The organism is Pseudomonas sp. 3A(2025), from assembly GCF_054589175.1.
This window is the reverse complement of sequence record NZ_BAAILM010000113.1, coordinates 964,281-983,335: the sequence shown is the minus strand read 5'-3', so window position 1 is coordinate 983,335 and position 19,055 is coordinate 964,281. Positions and strand designations below refer to the sequence as shown.

16 protein-coding genes are annotated in these 19,055 nt (G+C 61.1%); 12 read left to right on the top strand and 4 right to left on the bottom strand.

Annotation, left to right across the window (positions count from 1 at the left end; all coding sequences use genetic code 11):
* The first annotated feature begins 56 nt into the window (after positions 1–56).
* The 5 genes from pnp (at position 57) to ACYP2A_RS31150 (ending at position 6,834) form a co-directional block, all read left to right on the top strand.
* Positions 57–2,162 carry a polyribonucleotide nucleotidyltransferase gene (pnp, locus tag ACYP2A_RS31170; RefSeq protein ID WP_459749758.1) on the top strand — a complete coding sequence of 702 codons (2,106 nt, stop codon included), beginning with the start codon at positions 57–59 and terminating at the stop codon, positions 2,160–2,162.
* A gap of 180 nt (positions 2,163–2,342) precedes the next feature.
* Positions 2,343–2,858 carry a sigma-70 family RNA polymerase sigma factor gene (locus ACYP2A_RS31165; protein ID WP_459749757.1) on the top strand — a complete coding sequence of 172 codons (516 nt, stop codon included), beginning with the start codon at positions 2,343–2,345 and terminating at the stop codon, positions 2,856–2,858.
* Positions 2,855–3,808, top strand: a complete 954-nt coding sequence (locus ACYP2A_RS31160; protein ID WP_459749756.1) for a FecR domain-containing protein — start codon at positions 2,855–2,857, stop codon at positions 3,806–3,808. The genes ACYP2A_RS31165 and ACYP2A_RS31160 overlap by 4 nt, the downstream gene beginning before the upstream one ends.
* A gap of 97 nt (positions 3,809–3,905) precedes the next feature.
* Positions 3,906–6,263 (top strand): TonB-dependent siderophore receptor, encoded by a 2,358-nt coding sequence (locus tag ACYP2A_RS31155; RefSeq protein ID WP_459749755.1) that lies wholly within the window; start codon positions 3,906–3,908, stop codon positions 6,261–6,263.
* Positions 6,264–6,477: 214 nt separating this feature from the next.
* Entirely contained in the window at positions 6,478–6,834 is a 357-nt protein-coding gene (locus ACYP2A_RS31150; protein ID WP_459749754.1) for a BON domain-containing protein, read from the top strand.
* 149 nt (positions 6,835–6,983) lie between these two features.
* Here the strand turns inward: ACYP2A_RS31150 and ACYP2A_RS31145 are convergent, their stop codons facing one another.
* The 4 genes from ACYP2A_RS31145 to ACYP2A_RS31130 all read right to left on the bottom strand — a co-directional run bounded on the left by ACYP2A_RS31145 (position 6,984) and on the right by ACYP2A_RS31130 (position 12,017).
* The gene (locus tag ACYP2A_RS31145; protein WP_459749855.1) at positions 6,984–7,223 is read right to left on the bottom strand and encodes a DUF2845 domain-containing protein; all 240 of its coding nucleotides are present in this window, start codon (positions 7,221–7,223) and stop codon (positions 6,984–6,986) included.
* An 83-nt stretch (positions 7,224–7,306) separates the two neighbouring features.
* Complete coding sequence (locus tag ACYP2A_RS31140; protein ID WP_459749753.1) at positions 7,307–10,249, bottom strand: DUF748 domain-containing protein; 2,943 nt, start codon at positions 10,247–10,249, stop codon at positions 7,307–7,309.
* Between the two features lie 109 nt (positions 10,250–10,358).
* Positions 10,359–11,375: a class I SAM-dependent rRNA methyltransferase gene (locus tag ACYP2A_RS31135; protein WP_459749752.1), complete on the bottom strand. Its 1,017-nt coding sequence runs from the start codon at positions 11,373–11,375 to the stop codon at positions 10,359–10,361.
* Positions 11,376–11,474: 99 nt separating this feature from the next.
* Entirely contained in the window at positions 11,475–12,017 is a 543-nt protein-coding gene (locus ACYP2A_RS31130; protein WP_459749751.1) for a DUF1523 family protein, read from the bottom strand.
* A 118-nt stretch (positions 12,018–12,135) separates the two neighbouring features.
* Here ACYP2A_RS31130 and ACYP2A_RS31125 point away from each other — a divergent pair, with 118 nt between their 5' ends.
* From ACYP2A_RS31125 to ACYP2A_RS31095, 7 genes are read left to right on the top strand one after another with little or no spacing between them, the layout of a single operon-like run.
* Positions 12,136–13,140 carry an ATP-grasp domain-containing protein gene (locus ACYP2A_RS31125; RefSeq protein ID WP_459749750.1) on the top strand — a complete coding sequence of 335 codons (1,005 nt, stop codon included), beginning with the start codon at positions 12,136–12,138 and terminating at the stop codon, positions 13,138–13,140.
* Between the two features lie 51 nt (positions 13,141–13,191).
* Positions 13,192–14,337: a trypsin-like peptidase domain-containing protein gene (locus ACYP2A_RS31120; RefSeq protein WP_459749749.1), complete on the top strand. Its 1,146-nt coding sequence runs from the start codon at positions 13,192–13,194 to the stop codon at positions 14,335–14,337.
* Positions 14,338–14,386: 49 nt separating this feature from the next.
* Positions 14,387–15,520 (top strand): phosphoribosyltransferase domain-containing protein, encoded by a 1,134-nt coding sequence (locus tag ACYP2A_RS31115; RefSeq protein WP_459749748.1) that lies wholly within the window; start codon positions 14,387–14,389, stop codon positions 15,518–15,520.
* Positions 15,513–16,271, top strand: coding sequence for an HAD family hydrolase (locus ACYP2A_RS31110; protein WP_459749747.1), 759 nt, complete (start codon positions 15,513–15,515; stop codon positions 16,269–16,271). The genes ACYP2A_RS31115 and ACYP2A_RS31110 overlap by 8 nt, the downstream gene beginning before the upstream one ends.
* On the top strand, positions 16,264–17,358 hold the full coding sequence (locus ACYP2A_RS31105) for a cysteine protease StiP domain-containing protein (protein ID WP_459749746.1): 1,095 nt from the start codon (positions 16,264–16,266) through the stop codon (positions 17,356–17,358). Before ACYP2A_RS31110 ends, ACYP2A_RS31105 begins: the two co-directional genes overlap by 8 nt.
* Complete coding sequence (locus ACYP2A_RS31100) at positions 17,358–18,308, top strand: HpcH/HpaI aldolase/citrate lyase family protein (RefSeq protein ID WP_459749745.1); 951 nt, start codon at positions 17,358–17,360, stop codon at positions 18,306–18,308. Before ACYP2A_RS31105 ends, ACYP2A_RS31100 begins: the two co-directional genes overlap by 1 nt.
* On the top strand, positions 18,309–19,013 hold the full coding sequence (locus ACYP2A_RS31095; protein WP_459749744.1) for an HAD-IB family hydrolase: 705 nt from the start codon (positions 18,309–18,311) through the stop codon (positions 19,011–19,013).
* The last annotated feature ends 42 nt before the right edge of the window (positions 19,014–19,055 follow it).

Here is a 19,055-nt window from a genome sequence, read left to right as displayed (position 1 = left end):
CCCAAGAATTCGCAAGAAACCAGTTCCCCCAAAAGTCGCAAATAAGGTAGGAAACCGTGAACCCGGTAATCAAGAAGTTTCAGTTTGGTCAGTCGACCATCACCCTGGAGACAGGCCGCATTGCTCGTCAGGCTTCGGGCGCAGTACTGGTCACCGTTGACGACGACGTCAGCGTATTGGTGACCGTAGTGGGCGCCAAGCATGCGGACCCGAGCAAGGGCTTCTTCCCGCTGTCCGTGCACTACCAGGAAAAAACCTACGCCGCCGGCAAGATCCCTGGCGGTTTCTTCAAGCGTGAAGGCCGTCCTTCCGAGAAGGAAACCCTGACTTCGCGACTGATCGACCGTCCGATCCGTCCGCTGTTCCCTGAAGGCTTCATGAACGAAGTCCAGGTCGTCTGCACCGTCGTGTCGACCAGCAAGAAAACCGATCCGGACATCGCTGCCATGATCGGTACCTCGGCCGCCCTCGCCATCTCCGGCATTCCTTTCGACGGTCCTGTCGGCGCTGCCCGCGTTGCATTCCACGAGAGCACCGGCTACCTGCTGAACCCGACTTACGAGCAACTGCAGGCTTCGAGCCTGGACATGGTCGTGGCCGGTACTTCCGAAGCCGTTCTGATGGTTGAATCGGAAGCCAAAGAGCTGACCGAAGACCAGATGCTGGGCGCCGTACTGTTCGCCCACGACGAATTCCAGGTGGTGATCAACGCCGTCAAGGAACTGGCCGCCGAAGCCGCCAAGCCGCTGTGGAACTGGCAGCCAAAGGCTGAGGCCACCGAGCTGCTGGGCGCCATCCGTGCCGAGTTCGGCGACGCGATCTCCGACGCCTACACCATCACTGTCAAAGCCGACCGCTATGCCCGTCTGGGCGAACTGCGCGAGCAGATCGTTGCCAAACTGGCCGCCGAAGAAGGCAGCCCGACTGCCAGCGAAGTCAAAGCCGCTTTCGGTGAAATCGAATACCGCACCGTGCGCGAGAACATCGTCAACGGCAAGCCGCGTATCGACGGCCGTGACACCCGCACCGTACGTCCGCTGAACATCGAAGTCGGTGTGCTGCCCAAGACTCACGGTTCGGCACTGTTCACCCGTGGCGAAACCCAGGCGCTGGTCGTTGCCACGCTGGGTACTGCCCGTGACGCGCAACTGCTCGACACCCTTGAAGGCGAGAAAAAAGACAGCTTCATGCTGCACTACAACTTCCCTCCGTTCTCGGTGGGCGAGTGTGGTCGCATGGGCGGCGCTGGTCGTCGTGAAATCGGCCACGGCCGTCTGGCCCGTCGCAGCATCCAGGCCATGCTGCCTGGCGCCGACGTATTCCCATACACCATTCGCGTGGTATCGGAAATCACCGAGTCCAACGGTTCCAGCTCCATGGCTTCGGTCTGCGGCGCTTCGCTGGCCCTGATGGACGCCGGTGTGCCGGTCAAGGCGCCGGTTGCCGGTATCGCCATGGGCCTGGTCAAGGAAGGCGGCAAGTTCGCCGTTCTGACCGACATCCTGGGTGACGAAGACCACCTGGGCGACATGGACTTCAAGGTTGCCGGTACGTCCAAGGGTGTCACTGCGCTGCAGATGGACATCAAGATCAAGGGCATCACCGAAGAGATCATGGAGATCGCCCTGGGCCAGGCCCTGGAAGCTCGCCTGAACATCCTCGGCCAGATGAACCAGATCATCGGCCAGTCGCGCAGCGAACTGTCGGCCAACGCGCCGACCATGATCGCGATGAAGATCGACACCGACAAGATCCGTGACGTCATCGGCAAGGGTGGTGCAACCATCCGTGCAATCTGCGAAGAAACCAAGGCTTCGATCGATATCGAAGACGACGGTTCGATCAAGATCTTCGGTGAAACCAAGGAAGCGGCCGAGGCTGCTCGCCAGCGCGTTCTGGGCATCACTGCCGAAGCCGAAATCGGCAAGATCTACGTCGGCAAGGTCGAGCGCATCGTCGACTTCGGCGCCTTCGTCAACATCCTGCCTGGCAAGGACGGTCTGGTTCACATCTCGATGCTGAGCGACGCCCGCGTCGAGAAAGTGACCGACATCCTCAAGGAAGGTCAGGAAGTTGAAGTCCTGGTACTGGACGTGGACAACCGCGGCCGTATCAAGCTGTCGATCAAAGACGTAGCCGCTGCCAAAGCGTCCGGCGTTTGATGTAACCCCGTCAGCCGGCGTCTGCATGACGCCGCGTTGCCTGAAAAATCCGCGATCAGTGATGGTCGCGGATTTTTTTATGCGCCACCTTCAGGCGCACATGCGAAGCATGCCGATTGCTGGCACGATGATGAACTGTATAAACTGAGATACATTCTCATCACCAAGCTTATTCACGCCATGTCGACGCCTGCCGATCATGCTCCCGTTCAACGGCTGTACAGCGCTCACCATGCCTGGCTGACCGGCTGGCTGAGCCGTCGCGTCGGCAATCGCTGCGATGCCGCCGACCTGAGCCAGGACACCTTTGTACGTCTGCTGACCTCACCGTACCCGGCCGATGACCTGAGTGAGCCGCGTGCCTACCTGGCGACCATCGCCAAGCGCCTGCTGGCCAATCTGTATCGCCGCCGCTCGCTGGAAGAGGCCTGGCTCGAAGCGCTGGCCAGCATGCCGGAACAAGAAGCACCCAGCGCCGAATCCCGGGCCGCCATTCTTGAAGCGTTGCATGAAGTCGATCAAGTGCTGGCCGCCTTGTCGGCCAAGGCACGGCAGGCGTTCCTGATGTCGCAACTCGAAGGCTACACCCAGGAAGAAATTGCCGACGTGCTGAGTGTCAGCGTGCGCACCGTACAGCGCTACCTGCTGCAAGGCTTTGAAGAGTGCATCGTGCTGGCGTCGGGTCATGCCGCATGAGCACCAACACCGCCCCCATTGATCGCAAGATCGCCCGACAGGCCGCGGCCTGGTTTCTGCGCCTGCAATCGCCGACCGCCACCGAGCATGATCAGCAGGCATGCACGCAATGGCGTCGGGCGCACAGCGACCATGAGCGCGCCTGGCAACTGGCGAGCCGTTTCAGCGAGCAACTGCACAGTATTCCGCCGGCCCTGGGGCGTACGACGCTGGCGCATAGCACCAGCCTCAAGCGCCGCTCGGCACTCAAGGCATTGACCTCTATGGTGGTCATTGGCTCGTTTGGATTCGTTGCTGCGCGCAGCCCGACAGTCATTTCACTGACCGCCGATGCCAGCACCCGCGTCGGCGAGCGGCGCACCATGACTTTGAGCGACGGCACCGAGATTTGCCTGAATACCGACACTGCCATCGACATCCGCTACACCGCCAGCGAACGCATGCTGGTACTGAGACGGGGCGAGCTCTTCGTCAGTACCGGCAGCCAGGATGCCAGACCCTTTTCGGTCGAGTCGGTGCGCGGTAATTACCAGCCGCTGGGCACGCGCTTTTCGGTTCGCCAGCTCGACGATCACGACCGGTTGCAGGTGCTGGAGGGCAAGGTCGTGGCGGTCCCACATCAGGCCCCGGTATCAGGCTTGCAGGTGCTGGCCGGCCAGCAGGCACTCATCAGCGACACGCAGGTGCAGTTGCTGTCTGACGGCGGGCAGGGCATCGACTGGGTCGAGGGTGTATTGCGCGTCAACCGCATGCGTTTGGGCGACTTCGTCAGTGAGCTGGGCCGCTACCGGCGCGGCTGGACGCGCTGTGAGTCGCAGGTGGCCGATTTACTGATCTCTGGCGCCTTCCAGTTGCAGGACACCGACACTGCGCTGGCGGCGGTTGCCCTGACCCTGCCGGTCAGGGTGCGCTATGTCACGCGCTATTGGGTCACGCTGGAACCTGCCTGACGTTCTGCAAAAAAACCGGAAAAACCCTGTCGTGTTTTTTACCTGTGGCGTGTCCTCCCTGCTGAATCCGGATTATCACGTGCTCAGGACCCCTTGCATGCCAACCCCAACCCCTATCTTTAGCCTGGCCGTTCTCGTCGCTATTGGCCTGACCGCGCCGGCCCAGGCTCAAACCCAGGCTCATACTCAGAGCTACGACATTCCCGCTGGCGCCTTGAGCGACACCCTGGCGACGTTCGCCGCCAAGGCCGGGGTCACGCTGCCGATTGACCCGAACGTGGCGCTCAACCTGCGCAGCCCCGGTTTACATGGGGAGTGGGGCACCGTGCAAGGCTTTGCCCAGTTATTACGTGGTACGGGCCTGGAGGCGGTGCCACAGGCCGGCAATACCTGGACATTGCGGCCGCTGCCGGTTCCAGGTGCAGCCCTGCAACTGGACGCGACGACGATTGCCGGGCTGCACGACGGTAGCCGCGCCATCGGCCCGGTCGAAGGCTACAGCGTGTCGCGCAGCAGCACCGGGACCAAGACCGACACGCCGTTGCGCGACATCCCGCAGTCGATTCAGGTGGTGTCGCGTCAGGTCATCGAAGACCAGCAACTCACCAGCCTTGGGGATGCGCTGAGCAACGTCAGCAGCATTCAGCGCGGCAACACCCATGGCGGCACCACCGAGAGCTTTTTCATTCGCGGTTTCCAGAACACCACCTATGCGGTCGACGGCATGCTGACCAACTCGTTGGTGGTACGCCCGGAAATCCTCAGCGACCTGAGCAATATCGAACGGGTCGAAGTGCTCAAGGGCCCGGCTTCGGTGCTGTACGGGCGCGGCAATCCGGGTGGTCTGATCAATCTGGTAACCCGCAAACCGAGCCATACCGCTCAAGGGCAGGTCAAGGCGCAGGTGGGGTCATGGGATTTTCGGCGCTTGCAGGCCTATGTCAGCGGACCGCTCGACACCGGGCATTCGCTGGCCGGCGGCCTGGCCATCGCCACCCAGACCGAAGGCAGCTTTCGTGACCTGTATCGCGACAGTCACCGGCGTTTCATCGCCCCCACGCTGCTCTGGGAGCCGAGCGAATACACGCGGGTGGAAATGGGCCTGGAATACACTGAAACCGACGCCCAGTACGATCGTGGCCTGCTGGCCATCAATGGTAAGGTCGACTCGCGCTCGAAACTGTTTCTCGAAGAGCCCTGGTCGCGTGCCGAAAGCGACAAGACTGCCGCCTGGGTGCGTATCGAACATGACGCCAGCGATTGGCTGACCTTGCGGCAAGTGACTCGTTGGGACCGCTCCAACAAAGACATGCTCAACGTCTCCCAGCAAAGCCTGCAGAGCGATGGCCGCACCACGCAGCGGCGCGCCACCGACTTCGATGAGTCGGCCAGATCGCTGAGCGCCCAGTTTGAAGCCATCGCCGATTTCGATACGCTGGGTTTGCAGCATCAAGTGCTTGGCGGCGTCGAGACGGTCAGGGGCACGCGACGGGTGACCATGCTGCGCGCCAACCTGGCACCGCTGGACATCTACAACCCGGTATACGGCGCCGCACCCGGCCCGTTTACCTTTGGCGAAGACACCGATTTCAGGCAAAGCAGCTACGGGCTGTACCTGCAGGACCAGATCGACCTCAGCGAGCAATGGAAGCTACTGTTGGGCGTGCGCTGGGACAAGGTCGACCAGCGTAATCGCAGCTACACCGCCACCGGCAGTTACAGCGACATCGATATCGACCCTTCGGACACCTCGCCGCGTGCCGGCATCGTCTATCAGCCCACCGAGCGCCTGGCCCTGTACGCCAGCTACAGCACCTCGTTTGCGCCGCAGAACCGCCTGACCCGCAATGGCCGTGTGCTTGACCCCGAAACCGGCAAGCAGTATGAAATCGGCGCCAAATACGACCTGATTCCCGAGCGCCTGAGTGCCACGCTGGCGGCGTTCGAAATCACCCGCCAGAACCTGTCGACCACTGACTCCACCGACAGCAGCTATTCGATCCAGACCGGTGAACAACGCGTGCGCGGCCTGGAACTGGATGTCAGCGGCGAAATAAGCGAGGGCTGGAATGTGATCGGCAACATCGCCGTACTCGACGCCAAACTGGTCAAGGACACCCAGCTCGAAGAAGGCAACCGGCTGGAAGGCATACCGGTGGTCAGCGGCTCGTTGTGGTCCAGTTACCAGTTACAGAGCGGTGCGTTACGCGGCCTGGGCATGGGCGCTGGCGTGGTGTTTGCCGGCAAGCGCCAGGGCAATCTGGCCAACAGCTACAGCGCCAGCGGCTACGGTCGCATCGACATGAGCCTGTTCTACGACATCAACGATCAGGTGCGGGTCTCGCTGAATGCGCGCAACGTCACCGATCGCGACTACATCGAAACCATCGCCAGTGCCGGTAACTATGCCGGTGAGCCGGCCTCGTTGACGGCGTCGTTGAGCGCAGGATTTTGAGGGATAAACAGGGAACTTTTTAAAACTTGCATCTTGCATGCGTGCACGAGAGCAAACGGGCAAACTGCACGATGATGAAATTTTTAAAAAAATACAACTCATTGATTTTTAAGGGTTTTATTCCTTGGTTAAAACTGGCACAGCGCTTGCGATATACCTGTTAACCCTGCGCTACAACGTGAGCGCAGTTTTTGAGAAAAACAGGAGTTATCGTATGAAGAAGTTCGCTATCGCTGCTGCCACTGCCCTGACTCTGACCATGGCCGGTGGCGCATTCGCCCAGACCGCCAACCAGGCTACCCAGGCGCCAATGATGCTGGCTGCCGCTGACACCGTCGATCATGCCAAGCAAGAAGGCAGCGACACCTGGATCACCACCAAGGTCAAAGCCGATCTGCTGACCGAGAAAGGCATTCCAGGCTCGGACATCACTGTTGAAACCAACAAAGGTGTGGTTTCCCTGTCTTCGGACGTGAAAGTGACCGAAGCACAGAAAAAACAGGCAGTCAGCATCGCCAAGAACATCAAGGGCGTTACAGCTGTATCGGCTGATGGCCTGAAAGCTGACTAAGCATTATCGACTATGACCCTCTGAAAGACAGTCGAGCGCCAGGGAGGTGTTCGACTGAATGAGAGAAGGTTCATGCGACCGACCATATGGATGTGGTCATTACAGGCCCCGGCTTTCGAGTCGGGGCCTGTTCTATTGTGGACGCGGGATTATTGGCCGCGCCTGCTCTCGATCCGTGTCAGGCGACCGCCTTCAAAGCGCAGGTAGCGGTACATGCCGTGATCGGGCCCGTAGATCCATTCTTCGACCAACACCTGCTCGGAGTGCCGGAAATTGCGGCTGAAGTTTTCTCTGGAGCCTATCGTCGCCTGGCTGGCAGGTGGTCCGCATTTCTTCTGCACCTCGAACGCATGATCGCCCACGCTGATCAACTGACTGTTGCAGCGCATGGTCGAGGCCTGTGCCTGGCCGATACCGGCGCCAGCCAGCACACTCAACAGGGCGAAACGGACAAGGCGATGGTTCAAAGAGGCTACTCGCTATCGAGGTGCAAGGGCGTGATCACCCGGCCATCAGGTTGAGCCTTGCCGAGCTGGGCATCGATGAAATACACCCGCTCGTCTGCAAGCTTGCCCTTGTCGACCAGATAATCCTTGATGCTGCTGGCCCGGTCCTGGCCCAGCTCGCGCAACAGTACCTCATTTTTGCTCCAGAACTGCAGCACGGCATTGCGTAGCTGGTTCTGGCGCTCCTCCTTGCCCAGATCGGCCCACTGCGCCGGCGGCTGCTGTTTGAGGCGCGCGCGGTAAATGCCATCGAGCATCGGCGCCTTTTCGTCTTCCGGCACCTCCAGCAAGCCGGCCCGCGCTGGCACCTTGTCACCTCGGCGTTGCAGAATCTTGTACCAGGTGAACTGGTATTCGCGCTCCAGGCGCTGGCGGGCCAGTAACGGGCCGTCGCTGTCGGCAGCACTGGTGCCTTCGATCTCCAGGCGCAGGGTCGGCCGTTCACTGAGTCCGACAGCCAGCTTGTCCAGTGCCTGCTGCGCCTGGACGGTCAACGTACTGGAACCCGGATCGAACAGCACATTGCCCAGATCCTGCGAGCCACCGCCGGCGACCAGTCCGCCAATGAACTTGAATGGCGATTGTGCTGCACGCAGAACCAGGTTGCGCAGGGTCTGCCAGACGATTGGCATGACGCTGAACTGCGGATTGTTCAGGTCGCCTTCAAGCGGCAGTTCAAGCGAAATCCGCCCTTCGGTATCTTTGAGCAAGGCCACGGCCAGACGAATTGGCAAGTCCACGGCATCCGGGCTTTCGACCTTTTCACCCAGTTGCAGTTGCTCGACCAGCACTTTGTTTTCGGCCTTGAGCTGACCTTTGGTGATCAGGTAATGCAGGTCCAGATTGAGCCGGCCCTTGCGAATGCGGAAGCCGGCAAATTTGCCGGAATAGGGCGTCAGGGTGGTCAATTCGACGCGCTTGAAACTGGCGGCGATGTCGAGGCTGGCCATCGGGTCGAATGGATTGAGGCCGCCCTTGATGGTCACCGGTGCATAGCGGTCGACCTTGCCTTCGATATTGACCGGCGCAGGCTTGGTCTGCTGGTTGTCGATGGTGCCGATGCGGCCATTGAGCTGCTGCACGGCCGTGGCGAAGTTGGGGGTCAGGGTAAAGTCGGCGAAATACGCCGAGCCGTCCTTGATATTCACCTCGCCGACATGGATACCCAATGGCTTCTCGGTGCTGACGGTGCGCATATCGCGCGGCTCTGGTTTCGCGTCGGCCGGTTGCGGAATCAGCAGATCATCGACGTTGGTGGTGCGATCTTCGTTGATCATGAAGCGTGCATACGGCTGCTGCAGATTGACCCGGCCGATCGACAGGCCTTGGCCATGCTTGTAGCTGAGGTCGTCGACCGTGAGATTTTCCCATTTGACGAAGTCGCGCTGCTTGAGGGTGTCCAGGGTATGTAACTGGTTGACCTGCGCTTTACCGGTGATGCTCAAGGCCAGTGGCTCGGTGCCTTGCAGATCGACTACCAGATCGCTGCCCAACATGCCGCTGCGCAGTTCAAGGCGAATGAACGGGCTGATATAGGCCTGCGCCACACGCAGGTCAATGTCCTGGGTGGTGACCTGCAAGCGGGCGTTGACCGGGGCCAGATTGACGTCGCCGGCGGCGGTCAGCTTGCCTTGCTTGCCCAGCCCGGTGTCGAGCCGTACCTTGAAAGGCGACTTGTTCAGGCTGTCGAAATTCTGCAGGTCGACGTTAAGCGGCCCCATTTCCAGTGCCACGGGCTCGGCGGGTACGCGGTCGGCCAGGTGAACCTGATAATTGCGCAGTTGCACATCGCGCACCAGCACTTGCCAGGGTTTGCCCGGCGCAGTCGGTGCTGGCTTTTTGGCCGGTTCGGGGGCTTTTTCGTCGACCGCCGGCTTGGCGGGGGCAGGGGCGTTTTTGCTCGGCTGGCTGGCGAACAGCTTCTGCCAGTCCAGTTGCCCATCGGCTTCGCGCGCGGCCCAGGTTTCCAGCTTCTGGCTGCGCACTTTGCCGATGACCACTTGCTGGCGGGCCAGGTCCAGCGAGCTGTCACTGATGTCCAGTTGCTGCAAGCGCACCAGCGAACGGCCGTCGGCGGCATTGATCGACAGTCCCGCCACGCTGGCGTGGGTATTGGTCAGTTTCAATTCTGTGTCTTTGGCAAAGCTGAGGGTGTAGGCCGTGCTCAGGCTCAGGCGGCCATCCTGCAAGGCCAGCGGCACCGCGTCGCGCACATACGGCCACCACAGCTTCATCTTGCTGTCGGTGATTTTCAGCGTGCCTTCGGAGGCGATGGGCGACAGACCGATACGTCCCTCCCAATCGATCTGGCCTCCGTCGGGGCCGATGGCGACCAGCGTCGCGTCGGCGTGGTCTTCAGGCAGGGTGCTGAGGTTTTTCAGTTCCAGGTTCAGCTTGTCGTACAAAAATTCGATAGGGTCGCCGGGACGCTCGTCGCGAAAGTGCACATACCCATCGACCATCTTGATACGCCCGATGCGCAAGGCGAACGGCTCGCTGGGGGACGCCTGTTCAGGTGCCGGTTGTGCGGCGGGCATTTTGAACAGCTGGCTCAGGTTGAGCTGGCCCTTTTTATCGAACAACAGCTCGGTTTTCGCTTTGACCAGCTCGACATCCAGCAAATGCAGAGCGCCGCTCCACAGGCTGTCGAGTTGCAGGTTGGCGTAGAGTTTTTCAAACGCTACCTGTTCTTTGCCCGGTGTGCCGATGTTCAGGCCCCAGACGCTCAGCTCAAGGCTGAAGGGATTGAGCTCCAGACGTTCGATTCTGGCCGGCACCGTGGCGTATTCGGCCAGCTTCTGATTGGCGATGCGCAGGGCAATGCCGGGCAGGATGAAAAAGCCCAGCAGGCTGTAAAGGACCAGGACGGCCACCAGAGTGCCAATAATACGCTTGAGAACTTTGGGCATTGGGGGCGACGTCTCTCTCTGAACGGAGGTGCTTGGAGTATGGCATGCGCATTGGGTTCACAAGCCGACGCCGTCCAGAGGTGTAGGAAAATTCTTTATATTTGTCGGCTTAAAAATGCAGAACCAGTGTTTTCAGCGGTGGCTGGTGGTCCATGGACGGAAAATCTTCTGCCGGATGGATAACCTGCCACTCACGAACCGGTCGGCCATTCTTGTTAGCGCAACGCAACACTTGCTCGCGCCAGTCGTCCATGCTGACGCGTGCCAGGTTGTTGCAGCAGATCAGCACCCCGTCATCGCGAGTGGCCAGCAGCGCCGGTTTGAGCAGGCTCTGGTAGTCACGCAGCAGGTCGACGGTGCCGAATGCACTCTTGGCCCAGGCGGGCGGGTCGAGCAACACCAGGTCGTATTGACTCGGTTGCAGGCGTGGGTAGTCCGGCAGTTTTTGCGAGCGCCGGGCGGTCACCGGCAGGCCGGCCAGTTGGCGGATCGCCGGAAAATAGTCGGACTGAATGAACTGCATGGGCGGCAGTTGCGGGTTGAGTGCACCGTTTTCGCGACCGACGGCCAGGTTGCCCTCGGCAAAGTCGAGGTTGCAGACCTCACTGGCACCACCGGCCGCCGCGCTCAGGCCAACGCCACAGGTATAGGCAAACAGGTTCAGCACACGCTTGCCGGCGCTGTGCCGTTTTACCCAGCCGCGGGTATTGCGCAAGTCGAGAAACAGCAGCGGGTCCTGCCCGGCATGCCGGCCGCGTACCCGGTAGTTCAAGCCCCATTCATGCCCGATCAGGTCTTGCAGCGCCGCGTCGCTGGCCTGATAGATGCTGTCCTGGCGATCGATACGCGAATTGCCTTTGGAGCGGTCGTTGTAAACCAGCAACAGCTCCAGCCCGAGGAATGCCTGCACTGTCACATGCAAATCAAGCAGTGCATCGCGCTCCAGGCTGGTATGGAAGCTTTGCACTAACAGTTGCGGGCCGTAACGATCAATCGTCAGCCCGCTTGCGCCTTCCTGGCTGCCATGGAACAGGCGATAGCAATCGGTATGCTGGGCATGCAGGTCGGCCAGCAGTGACTGGCGATGGTCGAGGGCGACGCGGAGCGCCTGATTCAAGGAAGACATGCACAGCGCCTCGGGCAAGAATTGAGGCGCGGGAGTTTACCAGTTAGCGGGCACCCAGCGCTGGCCGGTGCCCGCAATTATGGCATTGTGACGGTGGGCTTAGCGCACCACGCCATCGACACGCGGCTTGCGCAGGCGGCGACGCACGGCCAGGGCAACGATCAGTACCAGCAGCGTCAGCACGGTGAAGAAAATCGTGTTGAAGACGGGGAACGGCTCGTCACGGCTGGTCGTGGATTCGATCGCGGTCACATTGGGGAACATCGACAGGATCTGAATGCGCCAGCCGTAGTAACGAATAATTGCCAATTGTTGTGCGTCACGCGAGTAACCTTGCGCCTTGGCCTGGATATCGGCCGAATCGAACTTGAAGTACCACGGGAAGCTCCAACCGGTATCTTCGTTGCGATACACCACCACATGCTTGTTGTCCGGGTGCTCGGTATTGATGAAATACACATCGCGGGTCGGGCCGTCTGCCGGGTTCTCGGCGTTGATCACCCCGTCGGCGTCCATGCGCTTGACCTCGACGCCGGTGATCATGACCACGTCATGACGCGGCAACAGATAGTGAAGGCTGAGCGCGCCAACCCCTACAACGAGAAAAACCACCAGCCAGATCGACCGTTTGAGCCACTTCATGTCATTGTCCCCTATGAAAAATTGCGTGACTTTGCCCTAATCCGAACATTTTGAAGCAAAACAGTTATTACAAAATTCGACAAGGCCATCTGCATGGCTGTGAACGACGGAGAGTTGCATGATCTGGTTCCTTGAAGGGCAGTCCAGCCAGCGTGAAGTGATGATGGGCGCACGCGAGGCTTTGCCGGCATCTGTGCGCATTATTGCCTCGCATCGGCAAGCGCGCGAAGAGATTACCGGGGTTGCCGATCTGGCGCTGCAAGAGCCACGTGACAACCTCGAACGCCTTGAGTGGATTCTCGATACCGCCACGCAACAGGGCGTAAAGGTATTGATTGCCGGCCGCATTGGCGGTTTTTATGAAAGTCATCGCCAGCGTTTTGTCGATGCCGGCCTGGACCTGGTCACCGGCGGGCTGTCCGCCGAGACGTTCCGCCTGGTCGATGACAAAAGCTGCTTCACTGCCGCTGCCGAACACGCGGGCCTGCCGTGTGTGCCCGGCATCACGGCGAACGACGCCGAGCAACTGCAACAGGCCTATGACACCCTGTCGGCCAGCGGCGAGGTGTGCATCAAACCGACCGTCGGTATCTTCGGCCAGGGTTTCTGGCGCTTCAAGGAAGGGGTCGATGCCTTTCGCTGCTTTGCCAACCCCGATGCCCGCGAAACCAGCTTCGAGGCCTATCTGCAGGCGTATCGCCAGCCCGGCGAGCGGCCACCCATGCTGGTCATGCCGTACATGGCCGGCAGCGAGTGCTCGGTCGACATGGTGTGCGAGCAGGGCAAGGTGGTTGCCGCTGTCGGGCGACGCAAGCAGGGCTTGCACCAGACCTTCGAGCGCGACAGTGCTGCGGTGCAGTTGGCGATGCGCGCCGCCGAGCATTTTCGCTGTGACGGCCTGGTCAATGTCCAGACCCGCGATGACGACGAAGGCACACCGCACTTGCTGGAAATCAACCCGCGCTATTCCGGGGGGATTGGCTATACACGCGAAACCGGGGTCAACCTGCCAGGCATTTTTGCCACACGCCGTCTTGGCCTGAAAGAACCGGAAACACATTGGCAAGACAATATCCGCGTCAAGGCCATCACCGTCGCTGTACGGGCTTTGGCTTCATCGTGATAATAGATTTTTGCTATTAACCTGCTCTTCAGCCTATCAAGGAGGACCGGCATGAAAGTTCTTGCCCCCGGCGCGAATGTTGCCCTTGCTGCTGAACGTTGTTCCTGGAACCTGAAGAGTGGCAAAGCCTCTATCTTCGGCGAATATGCAGCCGTTGCCCTGCTGCCGGTCAACGAAAAGCGCCAGCCCACCGGCCCCGCCGCATTGCTGCATGAAGAGCAATCGTGGATGCAATGGAGCGGTGGCCCGCAGGACGTCGGTTGCACACTGACCCTCAATAGCCTGCCGGCCGGCAGCGACCGCGCACTGTTGATGGTGTACGTGTATGCCGCGACCGGCCCGATCAGTGAAATAGGCAGCCTGAGCCTGCAGGTCGACAGCGACATCGAATACTCGCTCGAGCTGCGCGACTACGGCGAAGCCTCGATCATCATCGGCGAGTTCTACCGCCGCAACGATCAATGGAAATTCCGTGCCCTCAGCGAAGGCTCGGCCTATGGCCTGGCCGCGTTCGGGCGCAAGATCGGCCTGGAGGTCAGTGACTTTCACCCACGCCGTGGCAGCAACAACGGCGGCGGCCAGGACGCGCATCGTCACCAGTCGGCCACTGGCACCGCGTTTGTGGTAGGCCCTGCGCACTTGATGACCTGCGCGCATGTCATCGAAGACATGAGCGTGCTGTACATCAGTTCGCTGGAAGGGCGCTACAAGGTCGAGCCGGTGGTGGTCGACCGGCGCAACGACATTGCCCTGTTGCGCGTTCAAGGCGCCTCGCCGTTGACCTCGGTGCCGTTTCGCGAAGGGCCGGGCAGCGAAGCTGGCGATAACGTGGTGGCGCTGGGCTATCCACTGGCTTCGATTTCCGGTGGCAGCCTGCAAGTGACCCAAGGGGGTATTTCCAGCCTGTTCGGCTTGCACAGCGATGCCAGCCTGATCCAGTTCACCGCACCCATTCAGCCAGGCTCCAGTGGCAGCCCGCTGTTCGACAGTGGCGGTGCCGTCGTCGGGATGGTGACGTCCAGCGTGCCGGATGCACAAAACATGAACTTTGCGGTCAAGTCCGCCCTGTTGGTGGCGTTCTTGCAGGCCTGTCGTATACCGACCACCCTGCGCCAACCGGACAAGACTTACACCACAACCGAAATCTCGCGTGTCGCCCAGTCGTCTCTATGGCTGGTCGAAGCGTCTCGTGGCTGACCGCCCTTGTCGGGCGAGCCACCCAGCCTTACCAATCAGGAATCAAACGATGGACAGCCGCCAGGCGCTCACCCAATCGACTTCGCTGCATGCCGAGCTGCTTCGCGGACGCCTCGACGTAACCGTCCAGGCCTCGACCATCGCTCCGGACGCACTGTTCGGCTTTGCCGAACGACGCAATCCAAAACGCGCTTTTCTGTTCGTATCCAGGGTTCTGGGTCGGCATATCCCGGTTCGCCCCAGCGTCATGCGCCAGAGTTTTCAGGACCTGGCCGACAGGATTCCCGCCGACCTGCCGGGCCCGGTGCTGGTCATCGGCATGGCCGAGACCGCCGTCGGCCTCGGTGCCGGCGTGCACCGTGCCTACAGCCAGACCCGGTCCGATGCGCTGTATCTGGTCAGCACCCGGCATCCGACCGGCACTGAACTGTTCGCCCGCTTCGAAGAAGAACACAGCCATGCCAGCGCGCACCTGATCCACCTGCCGGTCGATGCGCAACTGCGCGAGTCGATGCTGGCCGCCCGTTCGCTGGTGCTGGTCGACGACGAGGCCTCGACCGGCAAGACCTTCATCAACCTGCACCGCGCGCTGGTCGATGCCGGCCTGAACAACATCGAGCGCGTGGTCACCTGCGTACTCACCGACTGGTCGGCAGGCGCAGTCAGCCGCGCCATGGAGGTGACCACCGATCAGGTGTCGCTGTTACAGGGCGCTTACCATTTCGCCGAAGACGTCAGCGCGCCGCTGCCGGACATGCCCGAAGTCGGCACCGTCTCGGCTGGCGACTGGCCGTTGACTGCTGCCAACGACTGGGGTCGTCTGGGCGTGTACTCGGTTGCCGACACGCTGGCGCCGAACCTGCACGTGGCGCCGGGCGAGCGGGTATTGGTGGTGGGTACCAGCGAATTCGTCTGGCGGCCCTTTTTGCTCGCCGAACGCCTGGAGCGGGCCGGCGCCGATGTGCATTTCAGCTCCACCAGCCGTTCACCGATTGCGCTGGGGCATGCCATCGGCCATGCCTTGTCGTTTGGCGACAATTACGGGCTGGGCATTCCCAACTTCCTGTACAACGTGCAACCCGGTCAGTTCGACCGGGTGCTGATCTGTACCGAAACTCCGGCACAGGCCGTATCGGCCGAGCTGATCGCTGCGCTGAACGCCGAGGTTATCTGTGATGAGTAACGAACGCCCGCTGATCCTCGTCGATCTGGACGACACCCTGTTCCAGACCGCGCGCAAGACCGCAGCCGATATCGAAAAGCATGTGGCGACCGTGGACATCACCGGTAATCCCAACGGCTACATGACCAATGTGCAGCGCTCGTTCGTCAACTGGATGCTGGCCAATGCCGATGTGGTGCCGGTCACCGCACGTAGTGTCGAGGCCTACAGCCGCGTGAAGCTGCCGTTCAGCGCCGGGGCCATCTGCTCCCATGGCGGGGTGATGCTCGATGCGGCGGGTCGGCTCGATCAGGACTGGCACGCACAGATGCAGGACACCCTGGCGCCTTACCAGGCGCGGTTGCACGAGCTGAGTGCCGCGACCCTGGCCATCGGTCAGGAACTGGGCATTTCGTTGCGCGGCTGGGTGGTCGAAGAAGCCCGGCTGTTCCACTACGTGGTGACCAAACACAACGAAAACGACGACAGCGTGCTCGACCGGGTGCTGGCCGAGGTGCAGGCACGCGGCTTGCTCGAAGGCCTGCACATTCATGGCAACGGCAATAACCTGGCCTTCCTGCCCCATGGCCTGGCCAAGCGCCACGCCGTGCAGGAGTTGCTGCGCCGCGACCGTGCCGTGAATGGCGAGCGTCCGGTGCTGGGCTTTGGCGACAGTATTACCGATCTCGGCTTCATGAACGATTGCCACTGGTGGGCGACGCCAGCACGTAGCCAGTTGGCGCGGCTGGTACAGGAGCACGCCGGTGAGTAGCCCTGTGCAGGGCCTGGACACGGTCGGCAGCGGCAGTTATTGCCAGGACGACGTGCATTTTCTGTTGCGCAGCGTCGACATCGAAGTGACCGATGTTGAAGAAAAGGAACGCCTGATTCAGACCCGACAGAAGCACTACTCGGAAATGATCAGCCAGGAAAAAGCGCCCGGCCCGGTGCATCAGGACCTGTTCGAGCGTGCGCTGGCACAGAACGGCGAGCGCATGGCGAGCGATGTGCTGGCGCTGGCCAAGGCGCTGAATCGTATTTACACCGGCCCCGAGATTGTTCTGGTGTCGTTCGTGCGCGCCGGCCTGCCGTTGGGCGTGCTGTTGCGCCGGGCGTTACGCGATCTGGGTCGTGAAGTGCATCACTACGGTATCAGCATCATCCGCGACCGGGGCATCGACAAAACGGCGCTCGATGCAATCATTCGGGCTCACGGTACGCAGGCCATCGTGTTCGTCGATGGCTGGACCGGCAAGGGCGCAATCAGTGGTGAAATCAGCCGCAGCCTGGCCGGTGATGCGCGTTTTCCCGAGCAACCACGTTTGGTCGTGCTCGCCGATCCCTGTGGTCGGGCGTGGCTGGCGGCGTCGGCCGAAGACTGGGTGATTCCGTCCGGTATTCTCGGCGCGACCGTGTCCGGTCTGGTCTCGCGCTCGATCTGGCCGGCCGGCGGCGGCCTGCACGGGTGTGTGGTTTACGATCATTTGCAGCCTTTCGATGTGACCCGGTCGTTTATCGAGCAGGTCGACGGTGTGCGCCGGCAACTGGGCGATGTCGCTGCGGTCGAACCCTGGACAGTGGCCCAACGCCTTGAACTGCAAGCGGCAGCGGGCCAGGCCATCGACGGACTGGCCGAGCGCTTTGAAGTGAATAACCCGAACCGCATCAAGCCCGGCATCGCCGAAGCGACCCGGGCGGTGATGCGCCGGGTGCCGGACCACGTGCTGGTGCGTGACCTTCGCGACGCAGACGTGCAATTGCTACTGCATCTGACCGAACAGGCGGGCGTCCCCGTCGAACAGGCCGGCGCCGCTCTTGGCCCCTATCGGGCGGCAACCATCATTCGGAGCCTCAGCTGATGGCACTATTCTCGCCTTACGCCCTGGGGGCCACCTTGTACATGCCGGCCACCCGGGATGACATTCTTGAAGTGGTGGTCGCGCAAAGAATCCCCGAGCTGCGCTCGCTGGTGGTGTGCCTCGAAGATGCCGTGGCCCCCATCGATGTCGACACCGCACTGGACAACCTGCGCGACGTGCTGCTGCGCATCGACGCCTATGGCGGTCGTCCCGAAGGCGGCCCGCTGTTGTTCGTGCGCCCGCGCGATGCCCACATGGCGGCCGTGCTCAACGACTGGCCGCTGATGAAACATGTCGATGGTTTTGTGGTGCCCAAGCTGTCGCTGAGCAATATCCGCCAGTGGGAGCAGGCGGTGACCAACCAGGCCCTGGCCTTGATGCCGACCCTGGAAACTCCCGAGGTATTCAACCCGGTGACCATGGTCGAGCTGGGCCAGGCACTCAAAGCCAATCTGGATCAGCGCATCATTGCCTTGCGCATCGGTGGCAACGACCTGATGGGCTGTCTGGGCTTGCGCCGCAACCCGGCCATGACTCTGTATTCCACGCCCATGGGCTATGTGATTCCCATGCTCGCCGGGGTCATGGGGTCGCAGGGTTTTGCCCTCACCGCGCCGGTGTTCGAGCAACTGGCCACGCCGGAAATTCTCGATCAGGAGCTGGCGCTGGACATCTCGCATGGCCTGGTCGGCAAGACCGCCATTCATCCATCGCAGATCACGGTCATCCAGAACGCCTTGCGCGTCAGCCTCGATGACATGAATTCTGCACGGATGATATTGAACTCTGCGGCTGCGGCGGTGTTCAAGTACAACGACGCGATGTGTGAGCCGGCCACACACTACAAATGGGCAACCCACATCCTGGAGCGCGCCAAGTGGCATGGCGTACTGCCGGCATCCGCTCCGATCGTGGATGCCAGCATTCGACTCGCGGAGGCAGTCAGTTAAATGATAGAGCCCGATCTGGAAATTGAGGTGCAGGAGCGCCTGCTGGCGGTGTTCGATTTCGACGGCACCCTGACCCGGCACGACAGCTTTGTACCGTTCCTCAAATTCGCCTTCGGCCAGCGGACCTTTTCCCGGCGCATGGCACGCATGGTTCTGCCCAGCCTGGGTTTTCTGGCGCGACGGGTCAGTCGCGACGAACTCAAGGCGCGCTTGATCAAGGCTTTTCTAAGCGGTGTCGAGGTGCAGTGGGTTCAGGAAAAGGCTGAAGCCTTCTGCCAGGCCTGGTGGGACCGCCTGATGCGTCCGGCAGCCCTGGAATCGGTGGCCGCCGAGATCGACAAGGGCGCGATTGTGACGCTGTGCTCAGCTTCGCCGGAAATCGTCCTGCAGCCCTTCGCCAACCGCTTGAAAGTACAACTGATCGGCACCACTCTTGAAGTCATCGACGGCAAGCTGACCGGTCTGATCGAAGGCAGCAATTGCCGCCGCGACTCTAAAGTGGCGCGCCTTGAAGGCGTTTATGGTCCGTTGAACCAGTTTCGCGTGCGCGCCTGGGGCGACACCAGCGGCGATCACGAGCTGCTCGCTGCCGCTCAGGATGCCCACTGGCGACACTTTCATCCTTCATGGCGACGTGGCCGCTACAAAGGGCCTGTTAACGCCAAGTTACACAATCGTGATGGCATTGACGAGCCAACGCGGTAACGCTGTCACGCTTTTATCCGACTACCGCATACAGGGAGAGAA